A 20420-nucleotide genomic window follows, 5' to 3' on the forward strand; every position below is an offset into this window, starting at 1 on the left:
TAATGCACGTAAAATTTAAATAGAAACTCATATCTATTAACCATAAGATATATGAATAGTCACTCTGAACTTGACTCAGGATCCTATGCACATACAGATAAACTCAGGAGATTCCGTATTATGTAACCTACGAAATGACAAGCACAATGACCTACGTAGCGATGAGTAAGAGAATAACGAAAGTAATGCGCTACCCAGTATCAGATATTAACCAAAAACAACAGTCTCATCATTATCTAGCCATAGCGGATACTTAAACATAACTTTTGAAAACATCGGACTTTGTAAATAATGGTTAAGCCATTGTCGGATTTTGGGATAAGGCGCTTGTAAATACCATTGACGCTCTACTCTGGCAAACTGCCGTATAAAAGGTAACAACGCGATATCTGCTAAACTCTCTTTATCAGACATAATAAATGCATGACAATTTAACCGCTCTTCTATCATTTTTAGGTGATTTTCACAGGCATATCGGCATTCAGTAATATTATCTTCGTGATACCGTTTAGCGCATCGATATGCTTCGAGCTTCGTCTTAAATTCCTGATCGAAAATAGCAATTAACCTAAGCATTTCGTCCAGCTTATTCGTACCTGTATTAACTTGTTGGTTATGCAAAAGATCGTCAGGATCACTCTGCTTTAAAGCCCACAACATAATATCTAAACTTTCATCGATTACGGTTGGTACTTTTTTATCTAACACCAAAACAGGCACAGTACCTTTAGGCGATACTAGGAGCATTTCATCGGGTTTATTACTTAACACAATATCGCGTAATTCAATAGGTTGCTTGGATTTAAATACGGCTATTCTGGCTCGCATAGCATACGGACAGTTTCTAAGGGAATAAAGTATAGGAAGGTTATTCATTACGGATATATTATCTGTTGTCATTTTATTTATGTAATAGATACTACGTTGGCTTATGTTTATTAACTAATATACCAATTACATATTTTAATTGTGTTATTATTTTACTCAATAAAATGCTACGCACATTAATCAATAATGCTAGCTAACAGCTATTTAAAGCCAGCTATTTAAAGCATAATCCACATTATTCCACCTACTTTGAATAATGATTGTTAGTCAATAATAAAAGTAACACTCCATAAACATAAAAGCTCTATTTTCTCTAATAAATATACCTAAGTAATTAAATAGCTCAATACTATCAATAAGTATAGTAATATCAAATATATAACTTATTATCACTCACATTCAAAATTTAAATTGAGATAACTTTATAATATTTTATCTTTCAAGACACGCCTAATGATAAGCACAAATAAAAAGATTAAAAATCAACCAGTTAACTTAAGTTTATTTTTATTTCATTCAAAATAAAAATATACAATCATTTGAATTAATATAAAATATGCTTAGAAAATAGTAATAATTTATTAGGTTGAAAAGAAAACTCTAGGAGAGAACATGACACTGACCATTAAGAACAAACTTATACTTATTGGAGGGATTGTAGTTATAGGTTTGGCTATTTTATTTACTCTTGGAGTTGTCAATAGTAACAAAATTCTTGAATTACAAAACATGAGAGCGGCATTAAAAGATGTTCAAATTTCAATGTTGCAACTTAGGCGCGCTGAAAAAGATTTTTTATTACGTAAAGATATTAAATATAAAGAAGTGTACTCTAAGACTAGCCAAGAGCTACTTGATAAAGTCACTAAATTAAAAAGTGATTTAAAATCCCTAAACATACCTCTTGATAAAATAAATAGCATAGAACGTGAGCTACAAAAATATCAAACGGCTTATAATAAACTTGTTAATGCTTGGATAAAAAAAGGGTTAGATAAAGATTCTGGTCACTATGGTGCATTACGCTCAGCTACTCATGACATTGAAGAAAACATGATCACCATTAATGACTTATCATCTCAAGTATTATTACTTACATTAAGACGACATGAAAAAGATTTCATGTTACGAGGTGATGACAAGTATATAGAAGAAATAAAAATAACAGCTGCACAACTTAAAAACCAATTACATTCAACTAAAACAAAAGAGCTTTTAGATATCTACCTGAATGAAATAGATGCTTTTTTCATAATTAACCAAGAAATAGGTTTAACACCTAAATTAGGTATTCAAGGTGAGATGAGAAATGCTGTTCATGAAGTTGAAGTTGATCTAAAACTAGCTGTGTCATTAATATCTAAGCATATAAAAGAAGGAATTGATAGCGCATCGCTACAATCGTCAATGGTTACGTTGATTTTATCAATTATCATTATTACTATAATTTTCTTTATTGCTAGACAAATAATTACGCCGCTGAATAATTTCTCTCAACACATTATTAGTATACGTAGTGCTAATGATTTATCACAACGAATTCATGAGCCAAATGATGAAATAGGCCTTGTTGCTAGAGAATTTAATGGTTTTATGGATCACTTTCAACGTTTGATTATTAATATTAATTCCATTGTTGCTTCGCTGAGAGAATCAACTCAAGTAGTTTCCAATAGCGTACTCAAAACTACGGATGGTTTAATGAATCAAGCAATAGAAAGCGATATGGTGGCGACAGCAATTACTGAAATGGGTTCAGCTGCAAATGAAATAGCAAATAATGCCCATGATACCAAGAACAAAACAGATCAAGCTGTGGCTAATGCAAGCATAGGCCAGAATCGGCTCGACAGTACCATTACGAATATCAATCAATTATCAGAAGAGCTGGTTACTGCAGGTCAGCGTGTAAACTTCTTACAAGAAAAAAGTAATGGGATTACATCTGTACTTGAAGTAATTAAAAGCATTGCAGACCAAACTAATTTACTTTCATTAAATGCTGCTATTGAAGCCGCTCGTGCAGGTGAACAAGGCCGAGGTTTTGCGGTTGTTGCTGATGAAGTAAGAACACTCGCTGTCAGAACACAAAACTCAACAACCGAAATTAGTAATATCATAGACGAACTACAATCTACCACTATTGATATTGTTAATACCGTTAACCAATGTAAAGATCAGGGACTTGAGAGTGCATCTCAGGCTAAAGAAACTGAAAATATACTAAATGAAATAATTTCTGATGTAAATCATATCGCTGATATGACAGTGGAAGTAGCAACTGCTGTTGAAGAACAGTCAGGAGTAATTCAAGAAGTTGACAGAAATATTATTCGAATTCGTGATATTGGCGAACAAGTATCACAAGATTCACAAGAAAATTCAAAAGCTAGTGCGCAAGTAGCGAAACTAGCACAAACTTTACACCAAGAAGCTAAAGTATTTACGATTTAATACACTAACTAAGATAGAGTCAGAAAATTTATTTATTCTGACTCTATCTTAGTTATATGCAATCTAGTAACTAACTTTATTAGTTTATAATTCTTACGATTTTATTTTACCTTCCTTTAAATATAACCGATTGAAAGTTTTTTATATTTAAAGGTATAGACTTTAAACATGAGCATTTATAACGTAACCACTTGAAAAAACATTTAGAGATTTTATGCATTTATTAAAACGAGTTGTTCATCATGCTATTGAAGAACAAAACTTAACACCTGATCACCCTAAAAGCTTTACTCGAATTGCCACCAGAGCAATAGTCATAAAAGACAAAAAAATATTATTAATGTTTACTGAGCGTTATAACGATTACTCATTACCTGGTGGCGGTGTTGACCAAGGTGAAGCTTTAATTGATGGTTTAAAGAGAGAGTTAAGTGAAGAAACCGGTGCATTAGAGATAAACAACATAAACCCTTTTGGCTTATACGAAGAGTATCGCCCACATAATAGCCAAAAACACTTTCCAAACTGTACTATTATGCATATGCTTTCATATTGTTATGTCTGTGAGATAGCAGACCAATTAGGCGAAAATAAATTAGAAGATTATGAAGTAAATAATGGTATGCAAGTACGCTGGGTTTCAATAGATGAAGCTATTAAGCATAATAAAGAGACCATGAAAAATGATGAAAAGCAAGGGCTATCTATTCAGCGTGAAACGTATTTATTGCAAAAAATTAAAGCCCAAATTATTAATAGTAAACCTGATGCTTAATAGCAATCACAAATAGAACTAACGACTCTAAACATATTGTTTACCTATTTATTGAGATAAGTAACTAATAAAGTTTTGAGTTATATTTACTTAAGCACTAATAAGCTTGAAAAAATCAATATATATAGCATACTTACTCAATTAAATAATTTATTAAGAACTCACGCCTTGACCTATTTTTATTTAAAATCATATTTCACAAAGCTTATTGTGATTGTGGTTCTAGCCTCTATTGCTTTTCAGTCTCTTGCTAGTGAGCCAATTCTACCTATTTTAAAAGAAAAGCATCTCAACAATAAAAAATTTGAACTCGGTAAATTATTATTTGTAGATACAAGGTTATCCAAGAATCAGGATAGGTCTTGCCATTCCTGTCATAACTTAGCATTAGGTGGAGCTGATGGTTTAAAAAAGCCTGTTAATCTAGCGTTTAATTCTCCTACCATTTTAAATGTCAGTAAAAATTATTATATTGGATGGAAAGGTGAATATAGCCAATTAAAACCTCAACTAGAAATGATACTTCAAAAGCCTGATGTAATGGGTACAGATTGGGCATTTGTAATACCTGCATTTAAAAAAGATCAGTTATATTCAAAACTATTCTCCTCTATTTATAACAACGGTATTTCAAAAGAAAATATTATCGATGCCATTTTATACTATGAAAGCAACTTAATTTTTCCTTCAAAGTTTGATGAATTTCTTTTAGGTGATAATGATGCAATAAGCTTATCAGCCAAACAAGGCTATAATAACTTTAAAGATTATGGCTGTGCATCGTGTCATCAAGGAGCCAACGTTGGCGGAAATATTTTTCAAGAACTTGGCGTAGTTCTTCCTTACAAAGGTATTATTGGTCAATACAAAACGGAGAAATTACGTGTTCCTTCATTGAGAAATGTTGCAAAAACAGCTCCTTACTTTAGCGATGGTACGGTTAAATCACTAAAAAAAGCAATTGAAATAATGGCCAAGCATCAACTTGGGCAAAAACTAACAGATACAGAAATTGATCAAATTGCTGATTTTTTAAAGTCACTCGATAGTATTATGGAGTGATATGCATGAAAAAAACTAAATTAATATTTGTCCTCATTATTTTATCTTTTTCTCTTATCTTAGCTATTTACGGTGCTTACCATCGATATAGTAATCTCAAAAACACTATGGAAATACAAGATAGCATTCTTCAATTAGTAGAATTAAAGTCTGCTAATGCTGAGTGGGATATCGAATTGAATAGAATTCACAGTGATAACATTCCTCACTTTGATTTAGTCAACAGTGCCGCGGTAAAGTATGAAAAAGAAATGATGCTATTTCTAAATAAAACCGCCAATTTTAAAAAATCAATTCAAGAATCTACAGCCGACCTAGTTGTTTTATCATCGATGAAAAAACAGAGTATGAACGACTACTTATCAGAAGTTGCGGTTACTAGAAATTCTTTAAAATTTTTAGATACTTTATTGTTTTTTCTACATTCTCAATATCAAAATGACGAAAATATTCTTAAATATCTTACTTACGCACAACACCGGCTAACAACACTTATTGCATCAAATCAAAACATTCATCTTAAAGAACAAAAAAAGCCTGCTGAATGCCAGCAGTGCAGTTTGGAGCAAAACGAGGCTATTTTCAAAGTTAACCAACATTTAGAGCTTTTAAAAGAGCAAGTGTTATTATCTCACAAAGCTAGAGAAGCTTTTTATAATCCTGAATATGAAGCTCTATCAACAAACCTCTTTGATGAGTTATCGTCTATCTATGTAGAAGCAGACATGGTTCATCAAACCATTCAAACTAAAGTGCTCATGTTTACGGCTATATTGGTAATAATAATAGTTATACTCTTAATACTATTATATTGGTTATATCGGACCATAGACGGACACCGAACTACTGGTATTACAGACCCTCTCACAGGTCTGTATAACCGAAAAAAACTATTTGAAAATTTAAAAAGTTTGATACCTTCACATAAAAAATCAAATAGTAAATTAGCATTACTTTTCATTGATTTAGATGGCTTTAAAGGTGTCAATGACACTCATGGTCATGACATAGGCGACAAACTACTACAATTATTATCGGAACGATTAACAAGTAGCGTAAGAAAACAAGATTCTATTTACCGAATAGGTGGTGATGAGTTTATAATCCTTGTACAAGAATTAAATAGGTTAGAAGATGCAGAGTCTATAGCACAAAGTATCCTAACGAAATGTAATAAACCCTATTTACTAGATAAGAACAACTGTAACGTAACACTGAGCATTGGTGTTAGCCTATTCCCTGACCATACTGAAAATCCAAATGAACTACTTAAATATGCTGATGAAGCCATGTATGATTCAAAAAGAAATGGCAAAGGTATAGTAACAACCTGGTGTCGTAAGCGTTGTTAAAATAAAGTGCTTTAAGTAAAACATCTTAAGCTAAAACGAATATCAATTACAATTAAGCTTCATTTATAAAAAAAGGCTGTTGTTAAACATAACAACAGCCTTTTTAATATCATATTTATTCATTGATTAGTTCGCGTTAAATGCAGTGATGAATTTTTTTATACGCTCGGCATTGGCACCCAGATCAGTACCACCAACACGAGAGATTGAACGTAAATCAACCTTACTCCCCATATCAGTCAATTGAACACGGATAGCAACGTCGTCTTTAAACGCCCACAATAAGGTAGTATCTACCGCTTCAATCATGCCTCTATCTTTATCCTTAGCGACTACTTCCCAGCCTAAGTTCATTGCAGTATCAACAGCTTTAGTGAATGCCTGTTCTACACTAAGATCGGATAAAATAGATTGTAATTCAGGGTAAGCAGCTTGCTGCAACAGTGCAAGTTTCTCACGGTCGTAATCTAGAGGATTACTTTTTTCACCACGTAATGCAATAATCACATCAAATGCAGGTAAGTTAACTGTGTCGGTACTTACTTGATGCAAGAATGGTAAAGATTTAGCTTTAGCTGCTTGCATTGATAAACCTATTACCGGCATTGCTAATAATAAAGCAACAACTACGCAGGTTTTAGCAACATCTTTTTGTTTTTTAAACAAAGCGAATACTCCAACTAATACCGCGATTAAAAATACCGCAATACTTACATAACCGGTATATTTGATTATTTGAAAAGAGACACCCATTGACCAAAGCTGTAAGCGATATGCAATAACTGCAATAGGAAAACCGAGTAATAGAGGGATTGCCGCGACTTTACAAAATTTTGAGATGGTATTAATAACCATTATACTTCCTTAATCTAGCTGTTGGGTCTATCCAAGTAGTTAACACTTATTTATTAAGCAGAAGCTAAAATTTACAAGTATATTGTTGAATAGGTATTAATTAGAAAAGCCACTATCGATTCTGGCTTATGTGAACTATTTAAACGTATTTATTACAGAAGTGCTATTTATATTGGTGGGATTTTGTATTTATTAACAACTATTTTCAAGTTATTACATTGTATTAACTAAGATATCATTATAAAAGTGAGGAGCTATAACTCCTCACTTCACTCAACTTAAAGGACTACTATAGCTTAGCTAGGACTATGCTCGAGTTCGAATTGACGTAGTTGATTCAATTTATGATTTGTAAGCTTTATTTACCTAACAAGGTGAAAATCTTATTCGCAATATCAATATTATTATTTAGCCCTATAAATTCTTCACTATGTGACCCAAAAGCAAATACAGGAACATCTATCGCGGTATGTGCTGAAGAAGTCCATCCCGTATTCGTTCTCTGATCCGCTATATGCTTTATTGCTTTATATAGCTCTTTATTAACTTTGCTCGCATCTTTATCTTTATACGGGTTACCCATATCTTCTGCTTCTTCAAATCCACCCTCTTTAACCGTACGTAAAGCAGTTAATTCTTCATCAGTAAGATCAAAATTAAACAATAAACGCGTAGACTCTGGCGTTATCGCTGCTTCTGTTAATTTATCAGCGATAAATTTAGGTGTATGCTTCATTATTCTTAACGTTTCAGGCTTCCATTCATAAATGCCATTCGCGCCTATTGTTAGTCCCCCTGTACTATGATCTGCAGTCACCACTACTAAAGTATCAGGATTATTCTTAACATATTGTTCAAAATATTCTAATGCTTTCGCTAAATCATCCATTTCTCCCATAGCAGCAACGATATCATTGTTATGTCCGCCCCAGTCAACCTGGCTAGCTTCTACAAGCAAGAAAAAGCCATTTTCGTTATCTAATTGGTTAATAGCTGCTTTTGTCATTACAGACAAACGATATGGAATTTCATCATCAAGTGCCCAAGGTAAACCAACATCAGCAAACAAACCGATTACAGGTTGATTTGGTGTAATAGTCTCTAATTGTTGGTACTTATCAATATATTGAAATCCTGAGCTTTTAAATTCATTTACTAATTGTCGATCATCCCGTAAAAAGTATTTCCAGCCTCCACCTAACATCACATCCATTTTAAAAAGCCCATTTAACTTTTCATCAAAATAGCTGTCTGCAATTTCATTATAATTTTGTCGACTCTCATTATGAGATAAATAACTTGCTGGTGTCGCGTGATTTATCTGACTTGTCACAACAACGCCAGTTTTTTTACCTTGTTTTTTTGCAAACTCTAAAACCGTTTCAACTGGCTTTTTATTTACATCTACACCAATAGCACCATTGTAACTTTTAACACCAGTTGATAAAGCAGTAGCGCCTGCAGCAGAGTCAGTTACATAACCAGACACCAAGGCAGGATAAGTGCTACTTGCCCCAACTAAATTACGATCAAACACGGTTTGCTCAACACTTGCAGTATTCAAGTTATCACGATAATAACGATAAGCCGTGATATACGCAGGCCCCATACCATCTCCAACAACCATAATAATATTTTTAGGTGGAGAATAAGTTGCTACTTCCTCTGTTAATACATTTTGGTTACTACACGCAGATATACCCATCATTGCTAGAGCAATCACTATACTTTTTTTCATTTTCTGTCCCACTATATAAAGATTAGTTAAGTTAAAATTCATTAAATTTCATCAATTTAACAAGCGACACTCTCTTGCAGTTTAGCGATACTATCTTGCTGCTTAGCAAAAAATATTGCTCCCATTTCCGGAGGGCTCAAAGGGGGAGATAACATATCTTGAACATCAACAGCTAACCAAGGAATAAGTAATGAGCTCAAACCACCTAACATAGAAATGCGTAGAGGGTTATTTTTCATTAATAACTTAGCCATTTTATTAATATAGTCAGCACCTTCATTCACTAATTTTAATGCAAATTCATCGTTATTGTTGGCAGCGTTAAAAACAATACCCGCAAACTGAGCATAAAATCCAGCTGTTTGACCCGAAGTTGCTTCCACTAGTTCAACAGCACTAGAAATATTTATCTGTTCTTTGATTTTACTACTCATAACAGATGAATCAATAATACCGTCAAGTTCAAGCAATGCATATTGAACGGCTTTTAATCCAAACCATGACCCACTGCCCTTATCACCTTGCGGAAATCCATGAGCACCAACAACCATAGTTTTATTATCCACATACGAGAAGCCACAAGAGCCTGTTCCAGTAATCATTACAGCGCCATCATCACCATTATGGGCACCTAAACAAGCGATTAATATGTCAGTTGTTAAATAAAAAACTTTAAAAGGATGCTCCCAGTCAGTTAATTGCTTATACAACATAGGTAAATTTACACCTGCAATGCCAGCTCCAACAATAAGATCACTTAATTGAACATTATCTAAATGCGCATTTTCAAGTGCTAATCTAGCGGACTCAACAATTGAAGCTATTGTTATATCCAAACCATTCACTGGATTAGCAGGGCCGGAAACGCCCTCTCCTAATATTTCATTATTGTTAGACACAACAATTGCTCGGCACTTAGAGCCACCGCCATCAATACCTAAAAAATATTTTTCATGTCCCATACGTTCCATTAAAACCTCATTAATTTTTCATTTTACTCGCATGTTTTTCTTTAATAACAATACAATTTTTACTCGAATCGATATGCAAACAACACAGAAAAAGTGAACAAAAAACTTAAATACCACCAAGAGACTTAAGCTACCTAAAAAAAACGCAACTTACAACAATTAAATACCACAAAGGAAATTAATGGCGCTATTTCTTGATACATCACGATAAAAAACACTTTTAAAGCATAAAAAAACAGCTAAAAAAAACAATTAAATTCAAATACAGTACTTATTAAACATAAAAACAAAGCAACTAAAACAATATAAAACCTTTAAAAACAACAAAATAAAAATAAACGAAAGGATAAAAACCAAAAAAAACAAGTAAAAAAAACCTAAATCATTGCAAAAGATAATCAAACGTGTATATTAAATCACCTAACGGTATTTAATTTAAATAAGAATTTTCCTAAAAAGAAAACAAATGTCTACTGTAGTTCCCATCAAAAATTAATTAAGGGTTAATATGAGAAATTTTAAAAAAACAAACAAATCATTAAACAAGTTTAATAAGGTCTCCGCCGCAGTTTTATTAGGGTTAATTTATAACGTATCCCCAGTAAATTCTGCTTATGCTGCTGAGAGTACAGCAGCAGAGAAAGAAGCTGAAGTTGAAACTATCAGAGTTACCGGTACTAGGCTAGTAAGTCGAAATGTGATTGTTCAGAAGCAAAACTCTGCACAAATCGTTGACTCTATAGGCCAAGATGAAATAGGTGGATTACCTGTAGGTAATGCTGCAGAGTTACTTGCACAGGTACCTGGCCTTAATCCTTTTGAAGATTTAAGTGGTCGTGGTAGTGGCGGTTCAAGTGGTCCAGAAGTTAGATTTGTTAGCATTCGAGGCATACGTCCTGATTTAAATATTACCTTATTAGATGGGTTAACACTGGCAACATCAAACTTTGAAAATAGAGCCGTTTATCTTGATGCTTTCCCTGTAAACTTAGCTGCAAGAACCGATGTAATTAAAACCTTTACCCCTGAAATGAATCCTGGTGGGGTTGGTGGACAAATTAATTTTATAACCCGAAAAGGCGTAGACTTAGCAGAACCATTATTTACAGTAACAGCTGAAACGGGTGTGGCCGAAATAGATGACGCTGTACAAGGCGTAGATGATCCTTTAAGACTAGAAGCACTTTATGCTGGTCAAATTACTGAAAATGTAGGCATAGCCCTATCGGGTAGTTATAACAAACGTGATCTCGGTAAACCTTCACAATTAACCCGTGGTCGTTCACGTAGTATCGATTTTCCAACCCAAGAAGATGTCAGAGTGGTTAGAGAACACAGAATACTTTCTGAATCAGCACCAACAACTCGTATAGGCTTATCAGCTAAATTAGATTGGACACCTGATGATGACACTTATCTTTGGTTTACAACAGCATACAATGACCTTGACCAAACAATTAACCATAATAAATCAGACGTACGTATTCCATCAAGTGCAGAAGGCTTAACATTAGATCCTAGTGGTCAATCAGGTACATTACGTATTGATGATTCAGATGTTGCTTTTGGAACAGGTAGATCAGCTTTTTCTGAAGTAGGTGAATTTATTAATAAAGCCGACCTTACCTTATTCCAGGCTGGTATAAACAAAATTATTAATGACGATTTTACTTTTAATGCAAAAGCAGGCTACTCTGAAGCTAATAACTCAAGAGAAGCTGAATATTATTTATATATGAGAACAGGTGGGGTTACTGATATTGCATTTGACAGTAGTAATATCACAGAGCCTAGCCTAAGTGTTATTAGTCCGTCACCTGAAAGCTACTTCGATCCTAGTCAATATAATTTACTGTACCGTAATATGTTGCCTGAGAAAGCAAAAGAAGAAGTGCTCGACGCTATTATAGATGTTGCCTACAATGCTGATATTGATGATGAAGGTTGGGGCCTAAAAACAGGTGTTCAATATAGAACAACTGAACGAAGCTATGACTTCGACTTAACAACTCATTACGATATCGCCAATGAAACCGTTGAGGGAACTGGTTTTTCTTTAAGTGATGTATTTGCTGAAAACTCAAGCGACTTATCACCTCCAGGCTCTAGCAGTGGCTTCCCTGCATTTTTTGCTGATATTAATGAAATAAACAAAACAGTTACTCCATCATTGTCTGATACTAGTATCTTTCGATTTGAGAACCTTGACTCAAATAGACTTGGCGCTGATTATGCTATAGATGAAAAAGTAGTATCACTTTTTGTTCAAGGTGTATACCAGTCAGAAAAAATCCAATCGATCTTAGGCTTCCGTTATGAGAAAACAACTACTGACGGCTCTGGCTTTAGAGAAGTAGATGGTACGTACGAAGCAAGTGAAAATAGTGGCTCTTACGATTTTATACTTCCTTCATTATTAGTAAACTATAACATTCAAGATGATTTAATCTTAAGATTTGCAGCCAGTAAGACATTAGGTCGCCCGGCTTTCCCTGAAATATCTCCATCAGGAGAGCTAGAAAGTATTGGTTTACAAAATACACTTACTCGCTCTAATCCAGATCTTAAGCCACGTTTATCAACGAACCTAGATTTATCATTAGAGTGGTATTTCACTTCTGATAGCATGGCTACTATAGGCTTCTTTTCTAAAGATATTAAAGATGAAATATTAGTTGAAACGTTAACTGATGTTACTATCGATGGTGTTACCTATGATGAAGTAACTCAACCTGTAAATGCTTCAAAAGCAACCATAAAAGGTGTTGAGTTAAGCTTTGTATCATATTTACCTGAGCCATATAATAGCTTTGGTATTTCTTCAAATGCTATTTTTATGGATACTACATTTGATACCAAAGGTGAAAGAGGTGAAGTTGATTTCTTACTTTATCAACCTGATTCAATTGTAAATGTTTCATTACTTTATACTGATGATAATTTCGATGCGAGTCTTTCATTAAACAGAACAGCTGAATTACCGACTGTATTTAACCCAAGTGATGCTAATGGCGATCAATATAACCAAGCTAGAACAACCTTAAGTGCGAAACTACTATATAACGTTTCAGAAAATACTAAGGTTTATATTAATGGCTCTAACTTAACATCTGAAGATAGTGTAGAAATGACGGGCGAAGGGGTTTTATACCATAACCGCATTATGGGTAGAACTGTAAACCTAGGTGTAACGCATAAGTTTTAATTGATGTTAGGCATCTTTACTATCGAGAGCTAAAGGGCTCTCGATTGTTTTAATTTTAGTGTTATAAAAACTAATGTATTTCGTTATTGTAAAACGAAATACATTCCTTAAAATATGTACAACGCGTTATAGTAAACAGGCTAAATACCTCCATAGTAGAAAATTTAATTATATGATATTGTTATAATAGCGAGTTATATATTTCATCTAGAGCAGTGCGGAATAGCTCTTTTATAAGAATAAGGAAGTGTTGTGCCAGAGCATTCAGCATTAAAATCTACGTTACAAATAGAAAAACAATTACACCTTAGCCATAAAAAAGTACTTGAATATCTCAAGCGCCACAATAAGGCTACTCGTGCAGAAATAGCAAAAGCAACCGGTTTATCAAACCAAACATTAACACGCCTCACAAAACAGTTAATCGACTTAAAAATTATCTCTGTTGACTCAAAAGTGTCAGGGTTAAGAGGTCAACCTGCTATTTATTTACGTATAATTCCCGGTGTTTTTGCTTCTATTGGCATTGTTTTTGAACATGATAAAATTGTCGTTATTGTCGATGATTTAAGTGGAGATAACTTATTAAGAACAAGTCAAAAAGGTACGTTTTTAACTGCTGATATTGCGATAAAATCAGCAACAGAAATGCTTGACCACATCTATTCACAAATAAATCCTACCCTGAAAATATTAGGTATTGGTATATCGATATCAGGCTTTTTCACTAACGTAGAAGGTGGTGTTTGTTCTCAGAAAGATCCTCAAGGTTGGTCTAAAATTGACTGGCAAAAAACCTTTGCTTATAAATATAACTGCCCATGTTATGTTGAAAATGATGGCTGTGCCGCTTCTATTGGTTTTTCACTATCAACAGAAGGCGCTAAGCTCCATAGTTTTTTCTTACTTTTATTTACCCTAGATATTGGTGGCGGATTCGTGTTTGAAGGGCAATTAGTGAATGGAACCTACGGAAATGCAGGAGAAGTGGCGACACTATTCAATAAAGACCTTAATGCGATTAGACCAACAGAAGGATCATTATACAGCTATCTTAGTAATCTTTGGGATGAACCTGTAACAAATGAAAAAATAGTTGCTGCATTTCATGCTGGTGATACCAATATAGCATCTTGGATTACAGCTTGTATTGAATCGATGAAATTTCCATTAAAAGCTATTCAAAGTTTATTAGACCCTGAAGCTATTATATTTACCGGCCGTTTACCCATAGAGATCCAACAGCAGCTGTCTGAGAAAGTCGTTATATCAGGTCCCTCTTATGGTGATGTATATGCACCTACGCCAAAAATATTAGTAGACAAAAAACAAAATATACTCGAAAAAGGTGTTACCGCAATACCGGCTTTCTATTTTTTTAATCGTGGCTAAGAATGAGATAAGCAACGTTAATACAAACAAACTAATAACGCTGCACATAATATTTACCTAAAAACACACTTACTTTAGTACTAATCAATGAAGCGAGATTCTCTTCGTTACCCACTCATCATTTAACTCCATCAGCCGATTATTGCATCACTTTTTCAATAACCGTTTTTATTTTTTCATAATTCACCGACTCAACAAAACCAAGGGAAAACGTTTGTGGTGTCTGTAGGTATTTGTCTTTATTACTACGGCCAAAACCAAATACCGTCATATCAGGGCGACTAACATAGTTATCTGGATACTCATCATCTTCATGATGCAATAAATAAAGCATACGTGAGCTTTTTTCATCACCAAAAGCGATCCATTCAGGCGAAGGTAGGTCACCTAAAAAGGGGTCATTGATTAAGTTCTTCTTGTTATTATTCGCACTAAACCAAAAATCAGTATCATCCACTTCCCCAAAAGGCACCCCTTCATACTGCACCCAATACTTGTATCCAGCACTCACTTTACTCATAGTAAAATCTAAGCGATCAGGATAAAAATCCCATTGCCCTTCCCACTTTTTGTTTGCTGATGTGAATGTAATACGAACATGTTGTTTAGTGTCAATATCAATCACCGACGTTGATAAGTCTGTTCCAGCATTTAGCGCATGAAAGTAGTTACCGTCTTGTTTATGAATGGCGTTAGGAAAACCGCGATATTCACCTTTATGACCTGATCCTTTTTCATTATGAAAACCAATCCAATCTACCCCTTCCTTATCTAGCATACTTGATAAACCACCACCTTCCTTTTCAAGGTAATAAGTCGCATTGGTTGTAGTAATGATATAGCTAGACACACCTCCTGCTGACTCATCAATACCATGAGTCAGTTGTACAGCTTGTGTCACTATGCTTTGTTGATTGTCACTAGAACAACCGGAAATAAAAGATAGTACGCCTGTTAATAAAACCCAACGTGTTAGTTTTTTAGGTACTGCTGCTAATGTTGTTAACCTCATACGGAACTCCCTCCAAATTTTATTACTCTTACTTCAACTATGACTTTAAATATTGTTGTAACTATTATTTTTAACTAACCTTTGTATAAAAAAGGCGCTACATCAATAATGTTTGTAGCGCCGAATAAAGCCTAATAAAAATATATTTTAAGTTGCTTTTTTTACCTTAAATTTGTGCTGTAATTTGCTTTGGACTCGCGCTTTTTTTTAATAAAAATCCGGTGCCCAAAATAACTAATGCACAACAAACGAAAATTAAACGCCCCCACCATGGGTTAGGTATTAATGTCATCATGAAAATACCATAGCCCATGTACATCACCATAGAGCCTAATTTATTACGCTGTTGACGGTCATAATCGTCTTGCTCACCATCAGCAATTACTGGCTTAACCAAGTCTTTAAAGAACGCATCGGTTTGCTCTTTATATTGATCTTTTTCCTCTTTATAAAACAATGAAGTTAGGCAAAAGAAACCAGCAGTAATAACTAAATGTGCCCCTATGGTTAATATTAAGTTCATGTCTGTTGCTTCTCTTGGCGTAAACTCAGGTATACCAATAAAACGAGAGAACACATCTGGGGTCAGTATATTCATCACAAACCAAGAAACAAACAAGCCAATAACGACCGTTACCCACGGAGCCCAAGACGGCGTTTTCTTAATAAACAAGCCAAATATTAATGGAATAAGGATAGGCACTTGGATCATTACCGAGAAAGACATCATCAAATCAAACAAGCTAAGCTCTTTTAACGATTTGAAAAATAACGCCATTACAATAACCAGTAAACCACTAACAAAGCTTAGTATCTTACCCATTTTTAATAAATGCGCGTCATCAACAATTCGATTACGTTTCGCTAAAAACGGTTGGTAAATACTACGAATAAAAATACCTGAGTTTTTATTAAGTGCTGAATCCATTGACGACATAGACGCTGCAAATAACGCGGCGAGTAACAAGCCGACTGTACCAATAGGCATCGCATTTCTTGCAAAGACTAAATACACCGCATCTGATGCTTTATTACCAAGGTCGGCATAAGCTAGTGCGGCATCTGGATATAAAATGGCTGACGCCCAAGGGGGAACAAACCAAATAATACTACCAATCCCCATCAACACCATAGCAAGCAATGATGCTTTGCGTGCATTGTCAGAGTCTTTCGCATTTAAAAAACGAAATGAATCATTCAAGTTCATAATGGTTATAAGCTGTTTAGCAAGGAAGAACACAAAGGTGCCCACCAATAACAAACCATAATTCATATCAGGTCCCATAATAAAATCAGACGGGAACTTAGTAACTAGCTCTACAGGGCCGCCAACCATAACTAACGCAACAATAGCACAAGCAATAGATACCACAGCAACCACTAAGGTTTGTACAAAATCAGATGCAACTACACCCCAAGCACCTGATAATACTGAAATAAACAATACTGCTAACCCAGTGGCAATAATGGTAACGTTAATATCAGCTTCAAATACTGCACTGGTAAATACACCTAAAGCATTTAACCAAATACCAGCATTTAAAAAGCTGAATACGATTAATGCACAAGAAAAAAACAATTCATTTTGGCTACCAAAACGACGTTTAATTCCTTCTGTTGGTGTATCAACACGCATTTGACGAAAGCGATACGAAAAATATGCCCAACCACAAAAGTAAGCAAAGGTATTAGCAAAGAACACCAAACTTACCGCAAAACCATCGGTAAAGGCTTTACCGGCAGCACCGGTAAAAGTCCACGCTGAAAACTGTGACATAAAGGCGGTTGAACCCACCATCCACCACAACATTCTGCCGCCGCCACGAAAGTAATCACTTGTTGATTTGGCTGCCATTTTTTTGAAGGTAAACCCAATACCAACAACTAACAGGAAATAACCAACTATTACTGCGTAATCATAGATCATGTTATCGCCCTTTTATTAAAGTTTGCTTACGTCTACCCAGTAATCGTTTTTACGAATTAAGTCGATAAGTTGCTGATACTGACTACCTTCTTTAAAGGTTTGGTAAGGAGGAACGTCTTCACCTTCAATATCTTTAACCATTTCACGAATAAGATAACGCCAGTTACGCTCGGTATCACCTTCAACATTAGGAATATCGGCGGCAATATCAGCAGGTAATACTTGCTCTAGCCACTCTTTAGAGTCACCACCATTGTTTTCACCATATAAGTAAAGTGGACCTGCACCGTAATGACCTTTAATGTAAATAGCGCCTTTGCTACCATAAAACACAATGTGATCTTCATTAAAACGAGGATGTAAACCGCCGTGCTTGAACATTACTGAAACCGGTTTTTTAGCAAACTCACTTTCTAATTGTGCTAACACGTTATAAGACCATTCAACGTTAGATTCGCCCCATTTTAATGACGGATCATTAATATCTTCAGGGATAAAGTCACGACGGGTTTTAAAGTTATGAACACCTTCCACAATTGGCGCTTTGCCTAAATCGTCACGCACTTCGCCCATTATTGATAAGATCTTCTCACCAACAACCGAAGTTACAATCGACATCATGTGCGTGAAGTTATTGTTTAAACGACCACCACCGTCTTCCTGACGATGTGACCAACCGAATGGGATATCGCGCTCTAAATTAAAATGCGAAATACATTCAACTTCTAATGGCTCACCAATCGCGCCAGCAGCAACTAAACGTTTAGCGTGTAATATTTCAGGCATGTATCTAAAGCTTGAAGCAAAAGCTGTTTTTACTCCTTTAGCAACGGCTAATTCATGTAATTCTTTTGAAGTACTGCCATCGGCAGTTAATGGCTTATCTGAAAACACATGACAACCAAAAGCAATCGCTTGCTTAATAGGTTCAACGTGCGCACCACCCGGCGTTGCAATTGACACAACATCAGGCTTACAGTCTGTTAAGGCTTGTTGCCAGTCAGTACCTGCGTATGGAATTTCCATATCTTGAGCCACTTGTTTAACAACACTCTCTGTTCTACCGACTATGCCGACTATTTCTGCGCCAGCGTATCTAAATGCTTCAGCATGACCTTGTCCGGCAAAACCAGTACCGTGCACTAATACTTTTACTTTATTACTCATGATTTATTCCTAATACTTTAATATTTATAAATAGATGTCTTTATTCTTTCTTTGTAGGGAATTATTTGAAAAAAAACATTCTAAATTTCTCTACTAATACAGTTAATTACCAGTTCCAAAGCGTACCGTCTTCTAATCGACTTACCGGTAAGTATGAACGTTTGTATGGATATTCTGCTGCTGCTTCTTCATCAAATTCCACTCCTAAACCAGACGCTTCACTCATCATCCCCATACCATTTTCAACAGTGAACTTATGCTTAAAAATGCGATTTAAGCTTTCGTTACCAAAACCAACAAACTCTTGAATACCAAAGTTAGGAGCCCAAATATTTAAATGCATATGAGCAGCAAAACATACGGGTGATAAGTCAGGTGCACCGTGTGGTGCCGTTTTAACGTTATAAACACTGGCAAAATCAGTAATTCTTTTAAGTGCGGTTATCCCGCCAGCATGAGTTGCGGCCACACGAATATAATCAATTAATTGATTTTGAATTAGATCTTTACAGTCCCAAATGGTGTTATACGTTTCACCAATAGCTAAAGGCGTTGTTGTGTGATGACGAACAATTTTATAACTGTCTTGGTTTTCAGCAATAGCGGCATCTTCAAGGAATAATAAATTATATGGCTCTAGTAATTTACCTAGTTTTGCGGCTTCAATAGGCGTTAAGCGACTATGCACATCATGGGTAAAATTAACCTCATAACCAAAGCGTTCACGCGCCTTTTTAAATAGCTCAACAATCGAATTAAAGTATTTAGCGGTTGACCATTCTTCCTCTGGTGGTAATGGGCGGCTACCTTGCAATTCAAAGTAATCCTTTTTATCCCCAAGTACACCATAAGTGACTTTTAAACCAGGGATAGCAGACTGTAAGCGAATAGCTTTAAAACCATTTTCAATATGCTCTTGTGCTTTATCTAGGGTATCGTCAATATTTTCGCCGTTAGCGTGCGCGTAAAAAGTAACGCCTTTACGACTTTTTCCGCCTAATAATTGATATACAGGTAAATTCGCGATTTTGCCTTTAATGTCCCAAAGCGCCATATCTATCGCGGCAATAGCCGCCATAGTGATTGGCCCTTTACGCCAATAAACACCTTTGTATAAATATTGCCAAATATCTTCAATTTCTTGTGGATCACGACCAATTAAACAAGGAACAACGTGTTCTTCTAAGTAGGCAACTACCGCCATTTCACGGCCATTTACTGTTGCATCGCCTAAGCCATAAGTACCTTCGTCAGTAATCACTTTCACTGTAACGAAGTTTCTTCCTGGACTACACACGAATACTTTTATTTCTTTAATTTTCATTGCTTTTCCTTATTTAGGTTATCAAACCAAAAGATAACTAAACCGATTTACTAAAACAATTATCTTACTGATGTGAAATCACTTGGTCAACTAAATTTCTAACTACTATTATTTCATATCACAACGATTTTAATTTCTCTCCTTGATGAGAGCCTTACGAAAAAACACAACAAGATAACTTTAAAACCTTACCCTGCTTCATCGTTGGTTTAACGCTTTTATATGACAAAGGTCTAAGTATTGAAATATTGACATTTGGTTGTTTTATGTTAACTTTACCTTAGTAAATCGGTTTAGTAAAACGATTTGTTTTGTGGTTTTACATCTTGTAAGCGATTTATTTACATAAACAATAAAT

At 34.9% G+C, this 20420-nt stretch carries 14 protein-coding genes; 6 read left to right on the top strand and 8 right to left on the bottom strand.

From position 1 onward, the window contains the following. Nucleotides 1-207: 207 nt before the first annotated feature. Nucleotides 208-900, bottom strand: coding sequence for a glutathione S-transferase (locus Q4496_RS13170; protein WP_252727324.1), 693 nt, complete (start codon nt 898-900; stop codon nt 208-210). 540 nt (nt 901-1440) lie between these two features. Between Q4496_RS13170 and Q4496_RS13175 the strand changes: the two genes are divergently transcribed. The 4 genes from Q4496_RS13175 to Q4496_RS13190 all read left to right on the top strand — a co-directional run bounded on the left by Q4496_RS13175 (nt 1441) and on the right by Q4496_RS13190 (nt 6471). Beyond that, nucleotides 1441-3282 (top strand): methyl-accepting chemotaxis protein, encoded by a 1842-nt coding sequence (locus Q4496_RS13175; protein ID WP_303610603.1) that lies wholly within the window; start codon nt 1441-1443, stop codon nt 3280-3282. Between the two features lie 214 nt (nt 3283-3496). After that, on the top strand, nt 3497-4057 hold the full coding sequence (locus Q4496_RS13180; RefSeq protein WP_303610604.1) for an NUDIX domain-containing protein: 561 nt from the start codon (nt 3497-3499) through the stop codon (nt 4055-4057). Between the two features lie 75 nt (nt 4058-4132). Further along, complete coding sequence (locus Q4496_RS13185; RefSeq protein ID WP_303610605.1) at nt 4133-5119, top strand: cytochrome-c peroxidase; 987 nt, start codon at nt 4133-4135, stop codon at nt 5117-5119. A 5-nt stretch (nt 5120-5124) separates the two neighbouring features. Next, the gene (locus Q4496_RS13190; protein WP_303610606.1) at nt 5125-6471 is read left to right on the top strand and encodes a GGDEF domain-containing protein; all 1347 of its coding nucleotides are present in this window, start codon (nt 5125-5127) and stop codon (nt 6469-6471) included. Nucleotides 6472-6597: 126 nt separating this feature from the next. On the opposite strand, the gene Q4496_RS13195 is transcribed toward Q4496_RS13190, so the two are convergent. The 3 genes from Q4496_RS13195 to nagK form a co-directional block, all read right to left on the bottom strand. Continuing rightward, on the bottom strand, nt 6598-7326 hold the full coding sequence (locus tag Q4496_RS13195) for a DUF1499 domain-containing protein (RefSeq protein ID WP_303610607.1): 729 nt from the start codon (nt 7324-7326) through the stop codon (nt 6598-6600). Between the two features lie 358 nt (nt 7327-7684). After that, complete coding sequence (locus Q4496_RS13200) at nt 7685-9064, bottom strand: alkaline phosphatase (RefSeq protein ID WP_303610608.1); 1380 nt, start codon at nt 9062-9064, stop codon at nt 7685-7687. A 56-nt stretch (nt 9065-9120) separates the two neighbouring features. Continuing rightward, nucleotides 9121-10035, bottom strand: a complete 915-nt coding sequence (nagK, locus tag Q4496_RS13205; protein ID WP_303610609.1) for an N-acetylglucosamine kinase — start codon at nt 10033-10035, stop codon at nt 9121-9123. A gap of 508 nt (nt 10036-10543) precedes the next feature. Here nagK and Q4496_RS13210 point away from each other — a divergent pair. Both Q4496_RS13210 and Q4496_RS13215 read left to right on the top strand, forming a co-directional pair. Then, nucleotides 10544-13240 (top strand): TonB-dependent receptor, encoded by a 2697-nt coding sequence (locus Q4496_RS13210; RefSeq protein ID WP_303610610.1) that lies wholly within the window; start codon nt 10544-10546, stop codon nt 13238-13240. Between the two features lie 252 nt (nt 13241-13492). Beyond that, complete coding sequence (locus tag Q4496_RS13215) at nt 13493-14632, top strand: ROK family transcriptional regulator (RefSeq protein ID WP_303610611.1); 1140 nt, start codon at nt 13493-13495, stop codon at nt 14630-14632. A 139-nt stretch (nt 14633-14771) separates the two neighbouring features. On the opposite strand, the gene Q4496_RS13220 is transcribed toward Q4496_RS13215, so the two are convergent. The 4 genes from Q4496_RS13220 to manD form a co-directional block, all read right to left on the bottom strand. Next, the gene (locus Q4496_RS13220) at nt 14772-15644 is read right to left on the bottom strand and encodes a hypothetical protein (protein WP_303610612.1); all 873 of its coding nucleotides are present in this window, start codon (nt 15642-15644) and stop codon (nt 14772-14774) included. 166 nt (nt 15645-15810) lie between these two features. Next, complete coding sequence (locus Q4496_RS13225; RefSeq protein WP_303610613.1) at nt 15811-17571, bottom strand: transporter; 1761 nt, start codon at nt 17569-17571, stop codon at nt 15811-15813. A gap of 15 nt (nt 17572-17586) precedes the next feature. Further along, the gene (locus Q4496_RS13230; protein WP_303610614.1) at nt 17587-18738 is read right to left on the bottom strand and encodes a Gfo/Idh/MocA family protein; all 1152 of its coding nucleotides are present in this window, start codon (nt 18736-18738) and stop codon (nt 17587-17589) included. Between the two features lie 106 nt (nt 18739-18844). After that, nucleotides 18845-20062 carry a D-mannonate dehydratase ManD gene (gene manD, locus Q4496_RS13235; RefSeq protein WP_303610615.1) on the bottom strand — a complete coding sequence of 406 codons (1218 nt, stop codon included), beginning with the start codon at nt 20060-20062 and terminating at the stop codon, nt 18845-18847. Nucleotides 20063-20420 lie beyond the last annotated feature (358 nt).

Origin of the sequence: Colwellia sp. 5_MG-2023 (genome assembly GCF_030547795.1) — a bacterium.
Classification (GTDB): Bacteria; Pseudomonadota; Gammaproteobacteria; order Enterobacterales; family Alteromonadaceae; genus Colwellia.

Coding starts and splice junctions, on each gene's coding strand:
- Q4496_RS13170 (WP_252727324.1), bottom strand. CDS start 900: ATGACAACAGATAATATATCCGTAATGAATAACCTTCCTATACTTTAT.
- Q4496_RS13175 (WP_303610603.1), top strand. CDS start 1,441: ATGACACTGACCATTAAGAACAAACTTATACTTATTGGAGGGATTGTA.
- Q4496_RS13180 (WP_303610604.1), top strand. CDS start 3,497: ATGCATTTATTAAAACGAGTTGTTCATCATGCTATTGAAGAACAAAAC.
- Q4496_RS13190 (WP_303610606.1), top strand. CDS start 5,125: ATGAAAAAAACTAAATTAATATTTGTCCTCATTATTTTATCTTTTTCT.
- Q4496_RS13195 (WP_303610607.1), bottom strand. CDS start 7,326: ATGGTTATTAATACCATCTCAAAATTTTGTAAAGTCGCGGCAATCCCT.
- Q4496_RS13200 (WP_303610608.1), bottom strand. CDS start 9,064: ATGAAAAAAAGTATAGTGATTGCTCTAGCAATGATGGGTATATCTGCG.
- nagK (WP_303610609.1), bottom strand. CDS start 10,035: ATGGAACGTATGGGACATGAAAAATATTTTTTAGGTATTGATGGCGGT.
- Q4496_RS13210 (WP_303610610.1), top strand. CDS start 10,544: ATGAGAAATTTTAAAAAAACAAACAAATCATTAAACAAGTTTAATAAG.
- Q4496_RS13220 (WP_303610612.1), bottom strand. CDS start 15,644: ATGAGGTTAACAACATTAGCAGCAGTACCTAAAAAACTAACACGTTGG.
- Q4496_RS13225 (WP_303610613.1), bottom strand. CDS start 17,571: ATGATCTATGATTACGCAGTAATAGTTGGTTATTTCCTGTTAGTTGTT.
- Q4496_RS13230 (WP_303610614.1), bottom strand. CDS start 18,738: ATGAGTAATAAAGTAAAAGTATTAGTGCACGGTACTGGTTTTGCCGGA.
- manD (WP_303610615.1), bottom strand. CDS start 20,062: ATGAAAATTAAAGAAATAAAAGTATTCGTGTGTAGTCCAGGAAGAAAC.